The following is a 19,009-nucleotide window of genomic DNA, read 5'->3' as shown; positions in this document are numbered from 1 at the left end:
AGAAGGCATCCTGCCAGGCGGTCTTGGCACCGAGCGCGCAAAAACTTGACGCTCAGCGCATAGGGGACGGTTACATTTGCCAGAGCGCGCGCCCTGCCCTAGGCTCGGTGCAAAGGGAGAAAGATGGATCGTATCGTCACCACCAAGGGCATCACACCCGCCAGCCGCTCGCGGCACTGGCACGAGACGATTGCGAATACCTACTTCCCGCTGGATCTCAGCTTCAAGGATTCCGAGCGCTTCGAAGGCGAGCTGAAAAGCTGGACCCTCGGCGCGCTGTCGCTGTCGCGGCTGGTGTCCAAACCGCTGAGCTACCGGCGCCTGCCCAAGCACATGCGGGCCGCGCAGGACGAGGAGTATCTGATTACCGTTCCCGCCCGATCCGAGGTGTTCTTTTCCCAGAGCGGTAAGGATGTGACCTGTAACCCGGGCGGTTTCATTCTGGAACGCAGCCATGAGCCCTATGAATTTTCCCACGCAGAGGAAAATAGCCTCTGGGTGCTCAAGGTTTCCGACAAGGTTCTGGGCGGGCGGCTGCGCGCACCGGGCCGCTTCTGCTCGATGCAGTTTGATGCAGGCAACGGGGCGGGCGGGCTTTTTGCCGATATGCTGGCGCATATCCCCTCGCGGGTGGAAAGCCTGAACGAAGAGGCGCGCGCCACCGTCGGCAGTCAGTTGATCGATCTTCTGGTGCTCGCGGTGGAAAACGACGCGCGCACGCTCACCTCTGGTCGCTCGGCGGTGCGGGTGGCGCATCTGACGCGGATCGAACAAGCCATCCGCGCGCGCCTGTCGGATCCCGACCTTGCGCCGGAACAGATCGCGGCGGCCTGCGGTATTTCCGTGCGGTACATGCACGAGATTTTTCGCGACACCAACCAGACCGTCAGCCAGTGGATCAGGGATCAGCGCATCTCGGCCTGCCAGCAAGCCCTGAAAGACCCCGCCAACCAGCGCACCATCGCCGAGATCGCCTATGCTCACGGGTTCTCCGACCAGACGCAGTTCTCGCGTGCGTTTCGCAGGCATGTCGGTGTCTCCCCCAAGGACTTCCGCCAGCAGGCCCGGACCAGGGGCTAGAGGCGTTTCACCAGTTTCCAGGCGGCAGGCAGCAGGATACAGGCCAGCGCCAGTTTGAGCGCTTCAGCGGGCAGGAAGGGCGTCACACCCACCGCGATCGCCTTGCCCAGCCCCATGAAAGCGGTCAGCCACAGCACGCCCAGCCCGTAGATGAGGCCAAGACCTGCACCAAAGGCGATGAGGGTCGTACCAACACTCCGGCCCATGCCCCTCTCACAGAGCCAGCCCACGGCAACCGCGCCCAGCAGGAACCCCGCCAGATACCCGCCTGTCGGCCCGGCCATATAGGCCAGACCCGCACCGGAGGCGAAAACGGGCAGGCCCATGGCCCCCTGCGCCAGGTATGTCAGGACTGTGGCCCCGGCCAGACGCCAGCCGAGGGCGGCCCCGATCAGCAGGACGGCCAGCGTCTGCAAGGTCATCGGCACGGGCCAGAACGGCACCTGAACCTTGGCCGAGATGGTCAGGAGCGCAGCGCCGAGCAGGACCGTGATCGCCTGGCGCGCGAGGGAGGTGTTCAGCCCCGGGATCGCCGTGTTTGCAAGTGTCGTCATGTTATCTCTCCCTTTGTTCAGTCCAGCGCCGCGCGCAGCTTGTCGAGCAGGCCATGCCTGTCGCGCCGCGCCTGCAGGGCCGTGTCCATATCCACCCGCACAAATTTGGACGGCGTGTTGGGCTGCAACTGCCCGATGAGGTCCATATCGGCCGAGATCACCGTGCCGAGCATGAAGTACCCGCCGCCCGACACCGCATCGCGGTGCAGCACAATGGGCTCGGTCCCGCCCGGCACCTGAATAGAGCCGTAGGAATAGCAGCCATCGACGATGTTCGACGGGTCCGATCCTGCGCCAAACGGTTGTTCCCGCTCGACAAAATCCAGATGCCGTCCGCCGCGGAACCGATAACCCATGCGGTCTGCCTCGGGGGCGACCTTCCATTCATCATCAAAGAAGTTCTTTTGGGCGGTCTCCGTGATCCGGTGCCAGTAAAGCCCCGGAAGCACCCGCAGCTCTGCCGGGTTGCCCGGGCCGCGCCGTAACTCCACCGGCACCGTGCGGCCGCCGCCCGGCCCGGCATCGTCGCCCGTGGGCAGCTCATCGCCCGCCGCAATTGCCCGGCCTTCGAAGCCGCCCAGCGCCCCGATGGCATAGGTCGAGCGGCTGCCGAGATATTCCGGCACCGTGATCCCGCCCGAGACGGCGATATAGGCCCGCGCGCCTGCCCGCAAGAAATCAAAGCTCAGAACCTGCCCGGCCTTGACCGCAATCGACGACCAGCCAGGCTGTTCCTCGCCATCCAGCTTGATCGGAATATCGGCCCCGGTCACGGCCACGGTCGCGTCCGACGTGAACTCCAGCTCCGGCCCCATGAACACCGCCTCAAGCCCGGCAGCACCTTCATCATTGCCCACGAGCATGTTGGCGGCGCGCATCGCAAAGCGGTCCATCGCGCCCGAGATCGGAATGCCGAGGTGAAAATAACCGGGACGCCCCAAATCCTGAATCGTGGTGGCCAGCCCGGGATTATGTACCTTAATGCCCATTGAGTGCCTCCTCCAGCTTGGCGTTATAGCCGTCATTGTCCGCGTTGAATTTCTCAAGATCGAAGGTCACATCCGCCATGCGCGGCATGAAGCGGCCCGCATCCACGTCCTCAACCGCCGCGTCATATTCATCGCGGTTGATCGGCTTCCATTTGACGATATCGCCCGGGTTGAAGAAGCACATGAACTCGCGCAGATAGCTGATCTCCTGCTGCGGGTCGTAGATCGGCATCGGCGTCACGCCGAACATCTGATAGCCCCCCGCGCCACGCACCGAATAGATGCAGGAGAAACACCCGCCATAGCCCACGGTCAGCTTGGGCGTATCCGTGCGCGGGCGCAGGTATTTGGGCACCTCGATCTGCCGGGGCCGGTCCACCATCTGATAGAGGAAGGGCAGACCCGCCACAAAGCCCACCATCGAGACGAACCACGGCGAGCCGGAATGCGCCTTGATGAAATCATCGACGCTGCCATATCCGTTGATCGACGCGGCATATTCGATATCCGTGCTGTTGGGGTCCTGGTGCCTCTCGCGGAAGCGCATCAGCGTCTCATGGGTCCACGGGTCCTGATAATAGACGGGGATTTCCACGATCCGCGTCTTGATCACCGAATCCGCCTTTTCCGCGGCCGCCTCAAGCGACTGGATTTCCTTCAGCATATCGTCGGGATGGATCACATCCGGGTCAAACTTCACCTGAAACGACGCGTTCGCCGGGCAGACCTCGGTCACGCCCCTGATCTGGCTCTCGCGCACGGCATTGGTCATCGACAGGCTTTTGAAAAACGCGTCGAGCGACATTTCCTCGTCCACTTCGACGAAGATGTGCTCGTCCCCGCCAAATGAATATCTTGTCTTCATGGTGTGCCTCTCCTATCGGTCAGGTCAGCCGGGCGGCATTGTCTGTCAGCCAGCCCTCAAGCCATTTCGTGTGAAAGTCTCCCTCGCGGACGGTGGCGTCGGCCGCCAGCGCACGAAAGAGCGGGGCGGTCGTCTTGACGCCCTCGATGGTCAGCTCGCTCAGAGCGGAATCGAGCCTCGTGATCGCCTCGTCGCGGGTCTCGGCCCAGACAATGAGCTTGCCCAGCAGCGAGTCGTAGAACGGCGGGATCGCGTAGCCCGAATAGAGCATTGAATCGAACCGCACGCCCGGCCCGCCGGGCAGGCGCAAGTCACCCACAAGGCCCGGGAAGGGCATGAAGTTATTCGCCGGATCCTCGGCATTGAGCCGCACCTCAATGGCATGACCGCGCGCTTCGATATCGGATTGCGCATGGCGCAGCTTGCCGCCGCCCGCGATGCGGATCATTTCGGCCACAAGATCAAGCCCCGTGATCCATTCCGAGCAGGGATGCTCGACCTGGATGCGGGTGTTCATCTCGATGAAATAGAATTCCTCGGTCGCATCGTCATAGAGATATTCAACCGTGCCCGCGCCCTGATAGTTGACCGCCTTGGCGAGCGCCACGGCGCTGTCGCACAGCTTGGCGCGCACGGCATCGTTCAGACAGGCCGCCGGCGCCTCTTCCCACACCTTCTGCCGCCGCCGCTGCAAGGAGCATTCGCGTTCATAGCAATGCACGACATTTTCGCCGTCGCCCAGCACCTGCACCTCGATATGCCGTGCCTGCCCGATGACCTTCTCGATATAGAGCCCGCCATCGCCAAAGGCCGCCTCGGCCTCGGCCCGCGCCTTGGGCAGTTCGGCCTCGAACGCAGCCATGTCGTCGGCGATGCGAATACCGCGCCCGCCACCGCCCGCCGCGGCCTTGATCATCACCGGAAACCCGATCTCCTCGGCCAGCGCGCGCGCCGCGTCGGGGTCGTCAATCCGCCCTTCGCTGCCGGGCACCACCGGCACGCCCGCCCGAATGGCCGCCTGCCGGGCGCTGACCTTGTCGCCCATCATGCGGATCATATCGCCGTCGGGCCCGACAAATGTCATTCCCGCGGCCACAACGGCGTCGGCAAACTCCGCATTCTCGGCCAAAAACCCATAGCCGGGATGCACCGCATCCGCGCCCGCGTCCCTGGCCGCCTGCACCATACCGTCCACCCTGAGATAGGATTTCGTCGCATGCGGCGGGCCGACATTCACAGCGCGGTCCGCGATCTGCACGGCCAGCGAGCTTTCGTCGGCGTCCGAATACGCCTGGATCGTCTCGATCCCCAGCTCGCGCGCCGCGCGGATGATGCGCACGGCGATCTCGCCTCGGTTGGCTATGAAGAGCGACCGGATCGGCATAAGCGCCCCCTCAGACCTCGATCTCGGCAAGCGTCTGACCGGCCATCACCGCATCTTCGTTTTCCAGCACGAAGCGCGTGATCTTGCCCGCCTTGTCGGCCTTGACCTCGTGAAAGCTTTTCATCACCTCGATCAGCCCGATCACATCGCCTGGGGCGACGCTGTCCCCGACGTCTTTGTACGGCGGATCGTCCGGCGAGGGGCGGCGATAGAAAACCCCGGGCAGGGGCGATTTGATCTCTTCGGTAGCCATGGCTCAGCTCTCCTCTTTCTGTTCGATATGGTCGGCGATGGCCGCGCGCACGGCGCTGGCGATCTCGACGGCGTTCGGGGTGTCGGAATGCACGCAGATCGTTTCGGCCTTGGTCGGCAGGTCCACGCCGCCCACGCTCTGCACCTTGCCGTCGGTGATGGCCCGCAAACAGCGTGCGCCTGCTTCGGCCGCATCCTTGGCGTCATGCTCGCGGGTGATGATCAGCCCGCCCTCGTCATTGTAATCCAGATCCGCATAGAACTCGGCGATGAAGCGATGCCCGCGCGCGGTATAGATCTCTTCATGCAGCGTGCCCGCCATGCCCATGATCGGCACTTCGAACACGTCCGCCGCATCGCAGATGGCATGCGCGATATGCTCCAGCCGCCCGGCCATGCCATAAAGCGTGCCGTGCGGTTTGATATGGCTCAGCGTCATGCCATCCGCATCCAGAAACCCCTTGAGCGCGCCGATCTGGTAGATCACGCAATTGGCCATTTCCTCGCGGGTCATTGCCATCTCGCGGCGGCCAAACCCCTGAAGGTCAGGCAGCGAGGGATGCGCCCCGACCCGGACCCCGTGACGGCGAGCGAGCTGTACCGTCGTCCGCATGTGATTGAAGTCCGAGGCGTGAAAGCCACAGGCCACATTGGCCACGTTGATCAGGGGCATAAGCGCTTCGTCATCGCCCATCTTGTAGAGGCCGAACGCCTCGCCCATGTCGCAATTCAGCGTAACCGGCAGTGCCATGTGCTCCCCCTGTCCTGCGTATGCGCCGCGTCCGATCGGCGCTTGTGATGAGACAGAATGACAACGGCCGTGTGTATTTCAAATTAAAAATATGTTTTCTTAATATCTGAAAAATTGATAATGATGACGGTATTCCTTCGGAGGCTCCGGTCATGTCAATTTCGGTCAGGCAAGCGCGATACTTTATCGCCGCGGCGGATTTCGGGCAGGTTTCCCTAGCCGCGAAAGAGCTGAATATCTCGCAATCCGCCGTCACCACAGCGATCAAGCAATTGGAGGAAACCCTTGGTGTCAAACTATTTTCTCGTGTCGCCAAGGGGGTGTACCTGACCGCCGAGGGTGCGCGCTTTCTCAGTCATGCGCGCAACATCATCGCCGCCGTGAACGAGGCGACACAATCGCCCCTGCGGGTGGAGTCCGGGGCGGAAGGGCGGCTCAAGGTCGGGCTGACCTACACGGTGGCGGGGTATTTCATGCCGCGCCACCATGCCCGTTTTTTACGCAGTTATCCGCAGATCGAGATCGAATTGGTCGAACTGCCGCGCAACGCGATCGAGCATCGCCTGGTCGAGGGCGATCTGGATATGGCCGTGATTCTGGTCTCGAACCTGCGCAACAAGAAAGACATCGCTTACGAGACCCTGTTTCGGTCGCGGCGCAGGCTCTGGCTGCCGCCCGGGCACGGTCTGCTGTCGGCGCCGTCGGTTTCGCTCGCTGATGTCGCGCGAGAGCCCTATATCATGCTCACCGTCGACGAGGCCGCGCAAACCGCCGGCTCTTACTGGACACGCCACGGGCTCAAGCCAAATATCAGTTTTCGCACCGCGTCGATCGAGGCGATCCGCTCCATGGTCGCGGCCGGAATGGGGGTCACCATCCTGTCGGACATGGTGTATCGGCCCTGGTCGCTCGAGGGTCAGCGCCTTGAAACACGCGGGTTGGAGGTGGACGTCCCCACAATGGATGTCGGCATCGCCTGGTCAAAGGCACGCGCCGAAAGCCCTGCCGCCAAAACCCTTCGGGACTTTCTGAGCACCAGCGTGTCCGATGGGGTGCATTGATTAAATATCCTCGGGCACATCGGCCCGCTTGAAGCGGCCCACAAACTGCCCCAGACTGGCGTCCATGACTGATATCGTCTCTCTTCTCATCGCGCGCCTTGGCGCCGAGCAGGTTCTGACCGGGCCGGACATGTCGCCCTATTCGCGCGACTGGATGGACGCCTATCACTGGACCCCGCTGGCGGTGGTCAAACCGCGTGACACCGCGCAGGTGGCCGCCACTCTCAAGTGGGCCAACGAGACCGGAACCCCGGTGGTGCCGATCAGCGGCAATACCGGGCTGACCGGGGCCACCTCGGGCGACGGGGCCATCATGCTGTCGCTGGAGCGGATGTCAGCCATCCGTGAGATCCGCCCCGAGGCGCGCGTCGCCATTGTCGAGGCCGGTGCGATCCTGTCGGACATTCACGCCGCTGCCGAGGCACATGGGCTGATCTTCCCGCTCACCTTTGGCGCGCGCGGCTCCGCGCGGATCGGCGGGGCGCTCAGCACCAATGCGGGCGGCTCCAACGTGGTCCGCTATGGCAGTACACGCGATCTGTGTCTCGGGCTGGAAGTGGTCCTGCCGACCGGCGAGGTGATGGACCTGATGAGCGAGCTGCACAAGGACAACTCGGGCTATGACCTGCGCCACCTGATGATCGGGGCCGAGGGCACGCTGGGGGTGATCACCGCCGCCGTGCTCAAGCTTGCACCGAAGCCGCTGGCCTATGCCACGGCCATGGTCGCCGCGCCTTCGATCGATCAGGCGCTGGTGCTTCTGAACCGCCTGCAGGCGGAAACCGGGCGCGCCGTGGAGGCGTTCGAATACATGCCCGGCACCTATATCAAGGCGCATATGAAGCGGTTTCCCGAGGCGCGCGCGCCGTTCGATGAGGCGCATGACATCAATATCATGGTCGAGATCGGGGCTATTGCCGCGCGCGATGCCACCCCGCTGCCCGATGGCACCATCCCCGTGGTCGCACAGCTTGAGACGATCCTGGCCGAGATGTTCGAGGCCGGTCTGGTGCGTGACGCGGTTGTCGCCCAGAACGAAGCGCAGCGGGCTGAGATGTGGGCCCGGCGCGAGGCGGTCGCCGAGGTCGCCCGTCTGCATACGCCGTCGATCGACCATGACATCGCGGTACCGCTCGACAAGATGCAAACACTCGTGGACACGCTCGATGCCCGCGCCCGCGCACTCGACCCCGATATCACCATCCTGTCGGTCGCGCATCTGGGGGACGGCAACCTGCATTTCAACGGTTGGCCCAGCACCGACGATCCAGCGGTGCATTCGGCAATCTATGAAGCGGTAGAGGACACGGCCATGGCTCTCGGCGGCAGCTTTTCCGCTGAGCATGGGATCGGGCTGATGAAGAAATCCTCGATGGCGCGGCGCAAATCCCCCGAGGCAATCGCCGCCATGCGGGCAATCAAGACCGCGCTCGATCCAAGGGGAATCCTGAACCCGGGAAAACTGCTTCCCGAAACCTGATCGCCGGGCGCAAGAAAATTCGTACGAATTTTCTCAGGCGCTCAGCCCCGCCAGTCGAAGAAACCGGGACCGGCCTGCGCGAGCAAGTCTGCCGCCATCGCCCGACCCAGCTCCGCCCCATCCTCCACCGGTGCGGTCCGGTCATCGCGCAGCACTTCGCTGCCATCGGGGCGAAGGATTTCTCCGCGCAGCCGGAGCGTGCCCCCATCCAGCTCCGCAAGCCCGGCGATGGGCGTCTCGCAAGAGCCGTCGAGGGCGGCCAGAAACGCCCGTTCTGCCGCCAGTCTCTCACCGGTCGGCCTGTCATGCAGCGGCTCCAGCAGTGCCGCCACGCGCGTGTCATCTGCGCGCCGTTCAATCCCGATGGCGCCCTGCGCCACGGCTGGCAGCATCTCTTCGGGGGCAATCGCCGCGCGGGCCACATCCGCACAGCCCAGACGGTTCAGCCCGGCCATGGCCAAGAACGTGCAGGCCGCAACGCCGTCTTCGAGCTTCTTCAACCGGGTCTGCACATTGCCGCGAAACTCCACCACTTTCAGATGCGGATAGGCCGCCATCACCTGCGCGCGCCGACGCAGCGACGAGGTGCCGACCAGGCTGCCTGCGGGCAGCGCCTTCAGCGTGGCCGCCCCGGGTGAAACAAACGCATCGCGCACATCCTCACGCGGCAGGTAGCAATCGAGCAGCAGCCCCTCGGGCTGCAACACCGGCATGTCCTTCATCGAATGGATCGCGATGTCGATCCCGCCCTCCAGCAGCGCCTGCTCGATCTCGCGGGTAAAAAGCCCCTTGCCGCCCAGTTCTTTCAGCGGCGTATCGGTATCGATCAGCGACCGGTTGTCGCCGGTCGTCTTGATCACTACGATCTCGAACGCCTCATCGGGCAGATCATGGGCACGCATGAGCCGGTCACGGGTTTCATGGGCTTGCGCCAGCGCCAGAGGCGAGCCGCGTGTGCCAAGCTTGAGCGGGGCGTCGGGAGAGGGAAGATCAACTGTCATGATTACCGTCTAAATCGGTGAATTGCGCAAGGCAAGCCGTGCTGTGCTTGACATCCCGTGCGAAGGGCGACACCACACGTGTAAACGGAGGATGACATGACCGGGCAAAAGACGATCCTGAGAGCACTGGCAGGCGAGACACAGGATGTTCCGCCGATCTGGATGATGCGCCAGGCCGGGCGCTACCTGCCCGAGTACCGCGCCACGCGGGCCGAGGCGGGGGATTTCCTGTCCTTGTGCTACAACAGTGACCTCGCCACCGAGGTGACGCTCCAGCCGATCCGCCGCTATGGTTTTGACGCGGCAATCCTCTTTGCCGATATTCTGCTTGTGCCGCAGGCGCTTGGCGCCGATCTGTGGTTCGTGACCGGCGAAGGCCCCCGGCTGAGCACGATCACCGACATGGCGGGGGTCGAGGCGCTCAAACCGACCGATGACATTCACGAGACCTTGAACCCCATCTATCAGACCGTGCGAAACCTTGCCGGTGCACTGCCCGCCGAGACCACTCTGATCGGTTTTGCCGGTGCGCCCTGGACCGTGGCCACCTACATGATCGCCGGGCGCGGGACGCCCGACCAGGGCCCGGCCCATGCGCTCAAGGATCAACACAGGGAGGTGTTCGAGGCGCTCATGACCCGGATCACGGCGGCGACGATCGAGTATCTCTCAGTGCAGATCGACGCAGGGGCGGAATGCGTGAAGCTCTTTGACAGCTGGGCCGGTTCGCTCAAGGGCGAGGACTTTGATCGCTACGCGCTGGACCCCGCGCGCGAGATCATCACGGCCCTCAAGGCCAGACATCCCGGCATCCCCGTCATCGCCTTCCCGCGCGAAGGCGGCGAGAAATATGTCGGGTTTGCCAAGGCAACCGGGGCGGATTGTATCGCACTGGACAATTCGGTCAGCCCCGAATGGGCCGCCAAGCACGTGCAGGTCGATGGCTGTGTGCAGGGCAATCTGGCCTCGTCGCATATGGTGACGGGCGGGGATGCTCTGGTGCGCGAAACCCGCGCCATCGTTGACGCCTTCTCGGGCGGGCCGCATATCTTTAATCTGGGGCACGGGATCACGCCGGATGCGGACCCGGACAATGTGCAGCTTATGATTGATACGGTGCGCGGCGGCTGAACGGGCGCACCGGCCCAATTTTCTGACACAGAAAATTACAAGAAAATGTCACATTTTCTTGGCCGCTGCGCCCAGCAGGGACAGGGCATCCGCGGCGATCATGCGTTCCTCTTCGGCTTTGACGATCCAGACCCGCACCGCCGAGCCGGTTGCATGGAGCCGCGGCGCGTTCCGAGCGTTGGCTTCGTGGTCAAGCGCAAGGCCCAGCCAGGTCAGCCCGCTCAGAATCCGCGCGCGCACCTGTGCTGCATTCTCACCAATCCCGCCCGTAAAAACGACCCCGTCGCATCCCTCCATCGCAGCAATCAGCGAACCTGCGTGTCGCCGCGCCCAATAGCAGAAATGCTCTACGGCAAACGCCGCCTCGGGCGCGTCGCTGGCCAGCAAAGCGCGCATGTCGGAAATGCCGCCCGACAGCCCTTTCAGCCCGCTTTCATCATTGAGAAATCCAAAGGCCCTCTTGGTTTCTCCAAACCGATCCACCAGATCGATCACCGCCTTGGGGTCTATCGTGCCCGATCGGGTTCCCATGGTCAGTCCTTCGGTGGGCGAATAGCCCATGGACGTGGCCACCGACACGCCGTCCCGTATGGCGCAGATCGATGCGCCATTGCCCAGGTGAAAGGCCAGAAGCCGTGCAGGCAGCGCGGCGTCTGTCATCTGTGGCAGGTGCCGCACGATCCAGGCATAGCTTTGCCCGTGAAACCCATAGCGCCGGATACCGCGGGTCTCGGGCACCTCTGGGATCGCATAGCGCTGCGCCACCTCCGGGTTGGTGCCGTGAAACGCCGTGTCGAAGCTGGCGAATTGCGGCAGATCGGGCGCGAGCCGTTGCAGCGTCTGAATACCCGCCAGGTTGTTGGGGTTGTGCAAGGGCGCAAGCTCGGCGCAGGCCTCGATTACTTCGATCACCTCGGGCGTCACCGCAACGGGGCGCGATATCTCCACCCCGCCATGCACCACCCGGTGCGCCGCCGCGTCGAAGCGCTCCAGCGGCCAGCCCTGTTCGGCCAGGGCGTCCAGAATGGCCCGCAACGCGCCGTCATGGTCGGCAAACGCCGCCGACTGAGCCTGTCCGGCGATCTTCAGCCGGGGGGAGGAGCCGATCCCTTCGGCCATCCCGTCGATCTGCTCGACCAGCTGTGCATCGAAAACGGCGAACTTGATCGAGGACGACCCGGCATTGATGACAAGGATCATGCAGGCTCTCCGCAGGCCACCACTCCAAGCGCGGCCGACGCGATGCGCGCAGGTGCGGCCTGAGAGCGCGAGGTTAGCAGGATCGGCACTTTCGCCCCCAGCACAATCCCGGCGCAGCAGCACCCCATGCCAAGCATCATCAGCTTAAAGAGCGCATTGCCCGTGGTGATGTTGGGCACGAGCATGACATCGGCATCGCCCGCGACGGGGCTGTCATAGTTCTTCACCGCCGCCGCGGCCTTCGAGAAGATCAGGTCGAGCGCCATCGGCCCGGCGACTTCGGCCTGCGGCAGGGCGGTCTTGGCCCAAGCGGCGATTTCGGCGGCTTCCATGGAGTTTTTCAGCGAAGGAATAGGGTCTTCATTCGCCGACAGGATCGCCGCCTTGGGCCGCGCCACTCCCAGCCGCTGCGCCAGCCCGACCGCATGGGTCAAACACGCCTGACGCGTCTCGATCGTCGGGTCGACATTCAGCGCGCCATCGGTCAGCAGCAGGGGCCGTTCCGAACCGGGGGCCGTGATATGAAACACATGGCCACAGCGCACACCTTTGTCGCGCAGCCCGGCGGCACTGGGCAACAACCCCTTGAGGAAGGTCGAGGTATGCACCTGGCCTTTCATGATACTGTCCGCCTCGCCTTCGCGCCCCATCCGGGCGGCTTCAACCGAAGCGGCGGCATGCGGCGCATGGACCAGCCTGAGCCCGCCGATATCCCAGCCGATCTCCTCTGCGGCAGCGCGGATCTTGACCTCATCCCCGATCAGGATCGGCTCGGCCAGCCCGGCTTCGGTCGCCTCGCGCAGGCCTCTGAGCGGCAAGGGGCTTCCGGCGTTTACAAGTGCCACGCGCGGAACGGGCAGACCCCGCGCAAGGGTCAGCAGGTTTTGGGGAACATCGGCCTTTGTCTCGGCCAGGAAGGGAAATGGTGCTCTTTCAATCATAGCTGCAGTTCCATCATCTGCATGGTGATTTGGCAAGAGCACGGCGACCCGCCCCCATATGCGCGGGGGCGGGTCACTTCAGATCAGACGACCTGTTGCGGGCGCATATCCTCTGCCGAGATACCGGCCACTTCGACCGGTTTCTTCATGGCGTCGCGGCGGAAGGGCTCGCCCAGTTCCTGGTTGATCATGGCTTCGATGAGCGTGGTTTTGCCATGCTCCATCTGATCCTTGATCGCCTGGTTCAGCGCCTCGGTCAGCTCTTCGGAGGTGCGCGCCACCACGCCTTGCAGCCCGCAAGCCTTGGCGATGCCTGCATAGGACACCTGATCGTCAAGCTCGGTACCGACGAAGTTGTCGTCATACCACAGGGTCGAGTTGCGCTTTTCCGCACCCCACTGATAGTTGCGGAACACGATCTGCGTGATCGCGGGCCATTCGGGACGGCCAATGGCGGTCAGTTCGGTCACGGCAATGCCAAAGGCGCCGTCACCCGAGAAGCCCACAACCGGAACATCCGGGCAGCCGATCTTGGCACCCACAACCGACGGCAGACCATAGCCGCAAGGACCGAACAGGCCGGGGGCGAGGTATTTCCGACCTGCTTCGAAGGACGGGTACGCGTTGCCGATTGCGCAGTTGTTGCCGATGTCGGAGCTGATGATCGCCTCTTTCGGCAAGGCCGCCTGAATCGCCCGCCACGCCTTGCGCGGGCTCAGCCAGTCGGGCTTGGCCGCACGGGCGCGCTCGTTCCAGGTGGTGCCAGGATCATCCTCTTCGTGATCCATCGAGGTGAGCTCCTGCGCCCAGGCGGATTTTGTCTTGGCAATCAGGGCCTTGCGCTCTTCACGGCCTGCATCGCCCGCGTCGTCCGACAGCCGCTCCAGCAGCGAATTGGCCACTTTCTTGGCATCGCCGATGATGCCTACGCTCACCTTCTTGGTCAGGCCGATCCGATCGGGGTTGATATCGACCTGGATGATCTTGGCCTCTTTCGGCCAATAGTCGATGCCGTAGCCGGGCAAGGTCGAGAACGGGTTGAGCCGGGTGCCAAGGCACAGCACCACATCGGCCTGCGCGATAAGCTGCATCCCTGCCTTGGAGCCATTGTAGCCCAGCGGCCCCGCAAACAGAGGGTGCGATCCGGGGAAGGCGTCATTGTGCTGATAGCCCACGCAAACCGGGGCATCGAGCCGCTCGGCCAGGATACGCGAATCCTCGATGGCATTGCCCAGCACGACACCGGCGCCGTTCAGGATCACCGGGAATTTGGCCTCGGACAAGAGCTTGGCCGCCTCGTCCAGGGCCGTCTCGCCGCCGCTGGGGCGTTCGAACTCGACCACTTCGGGCAGGTCGATATCAACAACCTGGGTCCAGAAATCGCGGGGCATGTTGATCTGTGCAGGCGCGCAGGCGCGCTTGGCGTTCAGGATCACCCGGTTCAGCACTTCGGCCACACGGGTCGGGTCGCGCACCTCTTCCTGGTAGGCCACGCAATCGGCAAACATGTTCATCTGCTCGATTTCCTGAAAACCCCCCTGCCCCATTGTTTTGTTGGCCGCCTGCGGAGTGACCAGCAGAAGCGGGGTGTGGTTCCAGTAAGCGGTTTTCACGGCAGTTACAAAGTTGGCGATCCCCGGTCCATTCTGGGCGATCATCATCGACATCTTGCCGGTCGCACGGGTGTATCCGTCGGCCATCATCCCGCCGGACCCCTCATGGGCGCAGTCCCAGAAGGTGATGCCGGCCTTGGGGAAAATGTCGGAAATCGGCATGAAGGCCGAACCGATAATGCCGAAGGCATGTTCGATGCCGTGGCGTTGCAGAGTTTTCACAAAGGCTTCTTCGGTGGTCATTTTCATCGGTCGGGTCTCCCTCAGCGCTGACGGCCGGAGAATCCTCGGCCTGATTGCCGGGAACCTATGGCAACCCCGTGTGGCTCACTAGGGCCAGATTGAGCGAAAAATAAGGCCAGATCGTCCGTCGCTGCAATCTGGAATCATCCCAGATTTACTCACATTCTTTCAATGTGTTAGCGATCAGTTCCACACCAGCGGCGATGCGGTCCGAGGAGATCGAGGAATAGGCGAGACGGTAGAAATTGCGTGGCGGATCATCCCGGTGGAAGAAGGCGGCGCCCGGCTCGATCAGCACACCCCGGTCACGCAGCTTTGCGGCGGCCAGTTGCATATCCACCCCTTCGGGCGCACGCATCCAGATCGAACTGCCGCCGAAAACGCCGCGCCCGGCCACGCTGAGCCCGCTCGCCGCCAGCGCCTCTTCCATCACGGCGCGGCGGCGGGCAAACACCTGGCCCATCCGGCGAATGAGGCTGTCGTAATGCCCGAGGCTGAGAAAATAGGACGCCGTGCGCTGGATATGGCCGGGCGGGTGCCTGAGCACGGACGCGCGCAAGGCCCGTGCTTCGCGAATAAACTGTTTTGAACCAACAAGGTAGCCAAGGCGCAGGCCTGGAAAAATCGACTTGGAGAAACTGCCGACATAGATCACCCGGCCGTCGGTATCGAGCGATTTGAGTGCGGGTGAGGGCGCGCCGAGGAAGGAAATTTCGAATTCATAATCATCCTCGACAATCAAGGCGTCCATGTCCCGCGCCTTTTTCAACAAGGCCTTGCGCCGGGTCAGGGGCATGGTGGCATTGGTCGGGCATTGATGGCTGGGTGTGGTAAAGATCACATCGGCATGGTCCGGGAGGGCCTCGGGCGGGAGCCCGTCGCCATCCACCGAAACAGCGGTCAGATGACAGCGCGTCTGGGTCAGAATATCGCGCAGGGCAGGATAGCAAGGGTCTTCGGCCACGGCCATCCGGCGTTGGGTGAGGAGCACCTGCGCGGTCAGCCAAAGCGCGTTCTGAGCGCCCATTGTGATAAGGATTTCATCAGGTTGCGCCAGAATCCCGCGACGCGGCAGGGTGTGACGTGCAATAAACTCGATCAGTTTGGGGTCATCCTGATCGTAGTAATCCGTGGTCAGCGCCTGAAAGTCCTTCTGACCCAGCGCCTGCAGCGCGCAGAGCCGCCAGTTGGCATGATCAAAGAGCGACGCATCGACCTGCCCATAGATGAACGGATAGCGGTAGCTGCTCCAGTTCTGCGGCTTCTCGGGTGTGGCCCCACCGGTGAAACGACGACCGATCGCGCGCGACCAATCCACCATGTCCTGGCCCGGAGGTTGCGGGGCAAACTGCGGAGGTTCCGGAGCGTTTTCAGAGACATAGTAGCCCGATCGGTCTCTCGCTTCGAGGTAATCATTGGCCAGAAGTTCGGTATAGGCCAGGGTCACGGTGATCCGGCTGACACCCAGATGCCGCGCCAGTCTGCGTGAGCTGGGCAGTTTCTCGCCTTTGGAGAAACGCCCCGACAGTATCCCCTGCGCGATCATCTGCTGAATCTTCGATTGCAACGTGCCCTGCGCGTTGGGATCTAGAAAGAAGGTTTCAACCGAAATCGCCATGCGGCGGATCGTAGACTGGACCTATTGGCTGTGCAATCTGGCCTGAGCGTCGGGAACCCGAATTTTGTACAGTTTATACAAAACACCCCGGTGAATTGTACAATCCCGACCGTTTGGTCAAAAATTAACCGACCCTGCCGATTTCAGCGATGTTCAAGACACCGGAAACGCCGCGTGAAAAGCCGCACGGCCGGAATCGGACAGCACCACCACGCGGCTGTTCTTTTCGCGCGTCATCCACCCAAGCCCGACCATATGGGCGAAGAGACCACGTCCGAGACGACCCGCCAGATGCGTGCGGCGTTCGGACCAGTCGAGGCAGGGTCGGCACATCGGGCTGCGCGGCGATGGCAGCGATGCAATGTCGAGGCCCAGAGAGGTGACGAACTGTGCGCCAGGGCCGGTGAGTGTCAGCACGTCATCGGCAGAGGCGAGAAAACCGCGCGCGCGCATGCTGTCATAAAGCTGTACGCCGAGATCTCCGGCAAGATGGTTGTAGCAGACCCGCGCCTGACGCAGCGCCGGGTCACGGGGACCGGGGCGGCGGCGCAGATGCCCTGCCCCGGCGGCGAGCCCCATGAGCGCTTCGAGCACATGAGCCACCTCTTCGGAGGCAAGCGAGAAATACTTGTGCCGCCCGGATTTCCGCGGCGTGATCAGCCCGCCCTCGGCCAGTTTGGCCAGATGCGACGAGGCGGTCTGAACCGTGACCCCGGCCTCTTGCGCAAGTTCGGTGGCTGTCAGGGCCTTGCCGCTGGTGAGCGCGGACAGAATGTTGGCGCGCGCGGGATCGCCGATCAGCGACGCGACACGGGATATATCGGGGCCATCTTTCATGCTTCGATGTTAGCCGAAATGTGTTTGCAATGCCAGCATCAGACACATGGGGACGCCAAGAAAATTCGTACGAATTTTCTTGGATTGAGATTTTTCGTACGAAAAATCTGGGCGCGGCTGTCCCTAGCGCGGCGCGTCGCTGCTGCTGGCGCTCCAGTCCGGTTCAAACCCGAGCACGATCGTGTCGGGGGGCAAGGCGGGGTTGAAGAGCCGGTTATGGGCCATCGTGGCCTGGTAGAGCAGGTTATGCTGCGCCAGTTTCCAGACCTTGCAGGAGAGATCGAACCGCTGGGCATAGGCCTCGAACACGAGCCGGCAGCTCTTGGCGCGCCGGATCGTGGCCGCCCCGTCTGAGCCAGGGGGGAAGGTGGCGGTCAGTATATCCGAAAACTCGGCGGCCTTCTGATAGTAGGAAGCCGAAAGGAACTTGAGCGCGGCGTCGCGGCGCTGCGCCGGGTCATGGGTTTTCCGCGCCATATGCTCCAGCTCTGGCGTCACCGAATAACCGGGAGATTTGTTCATGACCGTTATGATATGGCCCAGAGGCTCATCCGCGCCGTCGAGATGGACGGCGGGCATGATCGCGTCATCGGGACGGCCATCGGCCTCGCGCATGTTGAGCTGTCGCACCCGGCATTGCCACTTGAGGAAGGTCAGTCGCAAGGGGTGGTCAGAATAGCTCTGGCCGAGTTGGGTGGCGATAGAACTCATGCAACGCTCCTGTCCGTGTCACTGGCCAGCGAGAACGCGCGGTCATGGCTGAGGCTCGGGATGCGCGCGGCGGTCTCGGCGACCATATCGAGGTCGATCCGGGCCTGTACCACGCCCGGGAGCGTTCCGCCATCGCTGATCACGTCGCCCCAGGGGCTGACCACGAGCGAATGGCCATAGCTTTCGCCGCCGCCGGGCACGGGGCCGATTGCGCAGGGGGAGATGACAAAGCAGGTGTTTTCGATGGCGCGCGCGCGGTTGAGCACATGCCAATGCGCCTCGCCGGTTTTCCTGGTGAAGGCGGCGGGGCAGATGATGATCTCGGCCCCCGCCTGGGCCAGCGCGCGGAACAGATCCGGAAAGCGCAGGTCGTAACAGATCGTGTGGCCGATCCGGGCGAAGGGTGTGTCGTGGATCACCGCCCGGTGGCCCGGGCTGACATAGGCGCTTTCGCGATACACTTCGGTGTCCGAAAGCTGGATGTCGAACATGTTGATCTTGTCATAGGTGCCGCGGATGGCGCCCTGATCGTCGATCATCACGCCGCGGTTGATCACCCGCCCGTCGGGGGCATCCACGGCGATGGAGCCAAGATTGACCCAGACCCGTTTTTCACGGGCGAAGCTCTGGAACTCCTGAAGAAAGAGGTGATCGGATTGCGGGGCGGAGGGGGGCGTGACCGCCGCTCCTTCGGTTTTCAGCCCGCCGCAATATTCGGGCAGAAAGAGGATATCCGCGCCCGCCTGCACCGCTGAGCGGGCCAGCGGCAGGGCCTCGTCCAGAGCCGAACCCATGTCGGGCATGGGCCGGGTCTGAAGGCAGGCGATATCAAGCGGGCGCGGCATGTGTCATGCGGCCTTAGCGGCCGAACTTCATATAGGCCTTGCGCAGCGAGACCAGCGGGTGACGGTCGGACATCTGAAACTTGATCAGAAACTCCCGCGCGATCATGTCGCGATCCTGCTGGTTGTCCGGCAGTTCGACCGATTCAGGCACCCGCACCCAACCGTTGTTGTTCCGGTCGAAGACGGCGGCGGCGCCTTCCTCATAGCCCATATGGACATCTTCGAGCCAGTTGAGATCGTCCCAGCCCATCACTTCCATGTATTTCGCCAGGAAGGGGGTGAGGCGGTCGTAATCCGGCACCAGGTTCACGTCGTAGCGGTAGCCGATATGCTGACCGATTTCTTTTTCACGTTCGGATTCGAGGCCGTCGGCGTCATTCAGGAACTGGTTGACGTCCTTGATCTCGGAGCCGCGATACTGTGTTCCAGCCATTTGTTTTCTCCTTTCGGGAG

Annotated in this window: 19 protein-coding genes; 4 read left to right on the top strand and 15 right to left on the bottom strand. The window is 63.1% G+C overall.

Annotation, left to right across the window (positions count from 1 at the left end; all coding sequences use genetic code 11):
* The first annotated feature begins 123 nt into the window (after positions 1 to 123).
* Positions 124 to 1,080, top strand: coding sequence for an AraC-like ligand-binding domain-containing protein (locus EI983_RS01805; RefSeq protein WP_157705579.1), 957 nt, complete (start codon positions 124 to 126; stop codon positions 1,078 to 1,080).
* On the opposite strand, the gene EI983_RS01800 is transcribed toward EI983_RS01805, so the two are convergent.
* Genes EI983_RS01800 through EI983_RS01775 form a run of 6 tightly spaced genes read right to left on the bottom strand, consistent with a single transcriptional unit; the run spans position 1,077 to position 5,875 of the window.
* On the bottom strand, positions 1,077 to 1,634 hold the full coding sequence (locus EI983_RS01800) for a biotin transporter BioY (protein ID WP_157705578.1): 558 nt from the start codon (positions 1,632 to 1,634) through the stop codon (positions 1,077 to 1,079). The two genes, EI983_RS01805 and EI983_RS01800, sit on opposite strands and share 4 nt — an antisense overlap.
* Before the next feature lie 17 nt (positions 1,635 to 1,651).
* On the bottom strand, positions 1,652 to 2,623 hold the full coding sequence (locus EI983_RS01795) for a 5-oxoprolinase subunit C family protein (RefSeq protein WP_157705577.1): 972 nt from the start codon (positions 2,621 to 2,623) through the stop codon (positions 1,652 to 1,654).
* Positions 2,613 to 3,488 carry a 5-oxoprolinase subunit B family protein gene (locus EI983_RS01790; protein WP_157705576.1) on the bottom strand — a complete coding sequence of 292 codons (876 nt, stop codon included), beginning with the start codon at positions 3,486 to 3,488 and terminating at the stop codon, positions 2,613 to 2,615. Before EI983_RS01790 ends, EI983_RS01795 begins: the two co-directional genes overlap by 11 nt.
* A gap of 19 nt (positions 3,489 to 3,507) precedes the next feature.
* The gene (locus tag EI983_RS01785; protein ID WP_157705575.1) at positions 3,508 to 4,872 is read right to left on the bottom strand and encodes an acetyl-CoA carboxylase biotin carboxylase subunit; all 1,365 of its coding nucleotides are present in this window, start codon (positions 4,870 to 4,872) and stop codon (positions 3,508 to 3,510) included.
* A 10-nt stretch (positions 4,873 to 4,882) separates the two neighbouring features.
* Positions 4,883 to 5,125: an acetyl-CoA carboxylase gene (locus EI983_RS01780; RefSeq protein WP_157705574.1), complete on the bottom strand. Its 243-nt coding sequence runs from the start codon at positions 5,123 to 5,125 to the stop codon at positions 4,883 to 4,885.
* Between the two features lie 3 nt (positions 5,126 to 5,128).
* Entirely contained in the window at positions 5,129 to 5,875 is a 747-nt protein-coding gene (locus EI983_RS01775) for a LamB/YcsF family protein (protein ID WP_198389358.1), read from the bottom strand.
* Positions 5,876 to 6,027: 152 nt separating this feature from the next.
* Between EI983_RS01775 and EI983_RS01770 the strand changes: the two genes are divergently transcribed.
* Both EI983_RS01770 and EI983_RS01765 read left to right on the top strand, forming a co-directional pair.
* On the top strand, positions 6,028 to 6,936 hold the full coding sequence (locus EI983_RS01770; RefSeq protein WP_157705573.1) for a LysR family transcriptional regulator: 909 nt from the start codon (positions 6,028 to 6,030) through the stop codon (positions 6,934 to 6,936).
* Between the two features lie 64 nt (positions 6,937 to 7,000).
* Positions 7,001 to 8,416, top strand: coding sequence for an FAD-binding oxidoreductase (locus EI983_RS01765; protein ID WP_157705572.1), 1,416 nt, complete (start codon positions 7,001 to 7,003; stop codon positions 8,414 to 8,416).
* A gap of 41 nt (positions 8,417 to 8,457) precedes the next feature.
* Here EI983_RS01765 and hemC read toward each other — a convergent pair whose 3' ends face one another.
* Complete coding sequence (gene hemC, locus EI983_RS01760) at positions 8,458 to 9,417, bottom strand: hydroxymethylbilane synthase (protein ID WP_157705571.1); 960 nt, start codon at positions 9,415 to 9,417, stop codon at positions 8,458 to 8,460.
* Positions 9,418 to 9,513: 96 nt separating this feature from the next.
* On the opposite strand from hemC, the gene hemE reads away from it, so the two are divergent.
* The gene (gene hemE / locus EI983_RS01755; RefSeq protein WP_157705570.1) at positions 9,514 to 10,548 is read left to right on the top strand and encodes a uroporphyrinogen decarboxylase; all 1,035 of its coding nucleotides are present in this window, start codon (positions 9,514 to 9,516) and stop codon (positions 10,546 to 10,548) included.
* Positions 10,549 to 10,596: 48 nt separating this feature from the next.
* Here the strand turns inward: hemE and EI983_RS01750 are convergent, their stop codons facing one another.
* From EI983_RS01750 to EI983_RS01715, 8 genes are all read right to left on the bottom strand, one after another.
* The gene (locus EI983_RS01750; RefSeq protein ID WP_157705569.1) at positions 10,597 to 11,748 is read right to left on the bottom strand and encodes an acetate/propionate family kinase; all 1,152 of its coding nucleotides are present in this window, start codon (positions 11,746 to 11,748) and stop codon (positions 10,597 to 10,599) included.
* A complete protein-coding gene (locus tag EI983_RS01745) occupies positions 11,745 to 12,689 on the bottom strand; it encodes a phosphate acyltransferase (protein WP_157705568.1) in 945 nt (314 codons plus the stop codon). Before EI983_RS01745 ends, EI983_RS01750 begins: the two co-directional genes overlap by 4 nt.
* 83 nt (positions 12,690 to 12,772) lie before the next feature.
* On the bottom strand, positions 12,773 to 14,551 hold the full coding sequence (gene xsc / locus EI983_RS01740; RefSeq protein WP_157705567.1) for a sulfoacetaldehyde acetyltransferase: 1,779 nt from the start codon (positions 14,549 to 14,551) through the stop codon (positions 12,773 to 12,775).
* 148 nt (positions 14,552 to 14,699) lie between these two features.
* Entirely contained in the window at positions 14,700 to 16,163 is a 1,464-nt protein-coding gene (gene pdxR, locus EI983_RS01735; RefSeq protein WP_157705566.1) for a MocR-like pyridoxine biosynthesis transcription factor PdxR, read from the bottom strand.
* Between the two features lie 153 nt (positions 16,164 to 16,316).
* A complete protein-coding gene (locus EI983_RS01730) occupies positions 16,317 to 17,000 on the bottom strand; it encodes an ArsR/SmtB family transcription factor (protein ID WP_157705565.1) in 684 nt (227 codons plus the stop codon).
* A 123-nt stretch (positions 17,001 to 17,123) separates the two neighbouring features.
* Positions 17,124 to 17,711 (bottom strand): hypothetical protein, encoded by a 588-nt coding sequence (locus EI983_RS01725; protein ID WP_157705564.1) that lies wholly within the window; start codon positions 17,709 to 17,711, stop codon positions 17,124 to 17,126.
* On the bottom strand, positions 17,708 to 18,556 hold the full coding sequence (locus tag EI983_RS01720) for a carbon-nitrogen hydrolase family protein (protein ID WP_157705563.1): 849 nt from the start codon (positions 18,554 to 18,556) through the stop codon (positions 17,708 to 17,710). The genes EI983_RS01725 and EI983_RS01720 overlap by 4 nt, the downstream gene beginning before the upstream one ends.
* Positions 18,557 to 18,569: 13 nt before the next feature.
* Complete coding sequence (locus EI983_RS01715; RefSeq protein WP_157705562.1) at positions 18,570 to 18,989, bottom strand: hypothetical protein; 420 nt, start codon at positions 18,987 to 18,989, stop codon at positions 18,570 to 18,572.
* Positions 18,990 to 19,009: the final 20 nt, after the last annotated feature.

Origin of the sequence: Roseovarius faecimaris (assembly GCF_009762325.1) — a bacterium.
Classification (GTDB): Bacteria; Pseudomonadota; Alphaproteobacteria; order Rhodobacterales; family Rhodobacteraceae; genus Roseovarius; species Roseovarius faecimaris.
The sequence above is the reverse complement of the archived record's forward strand: the minus strand, read 5'-3'. Positions and strand labels throughout refer to the sequence as shown.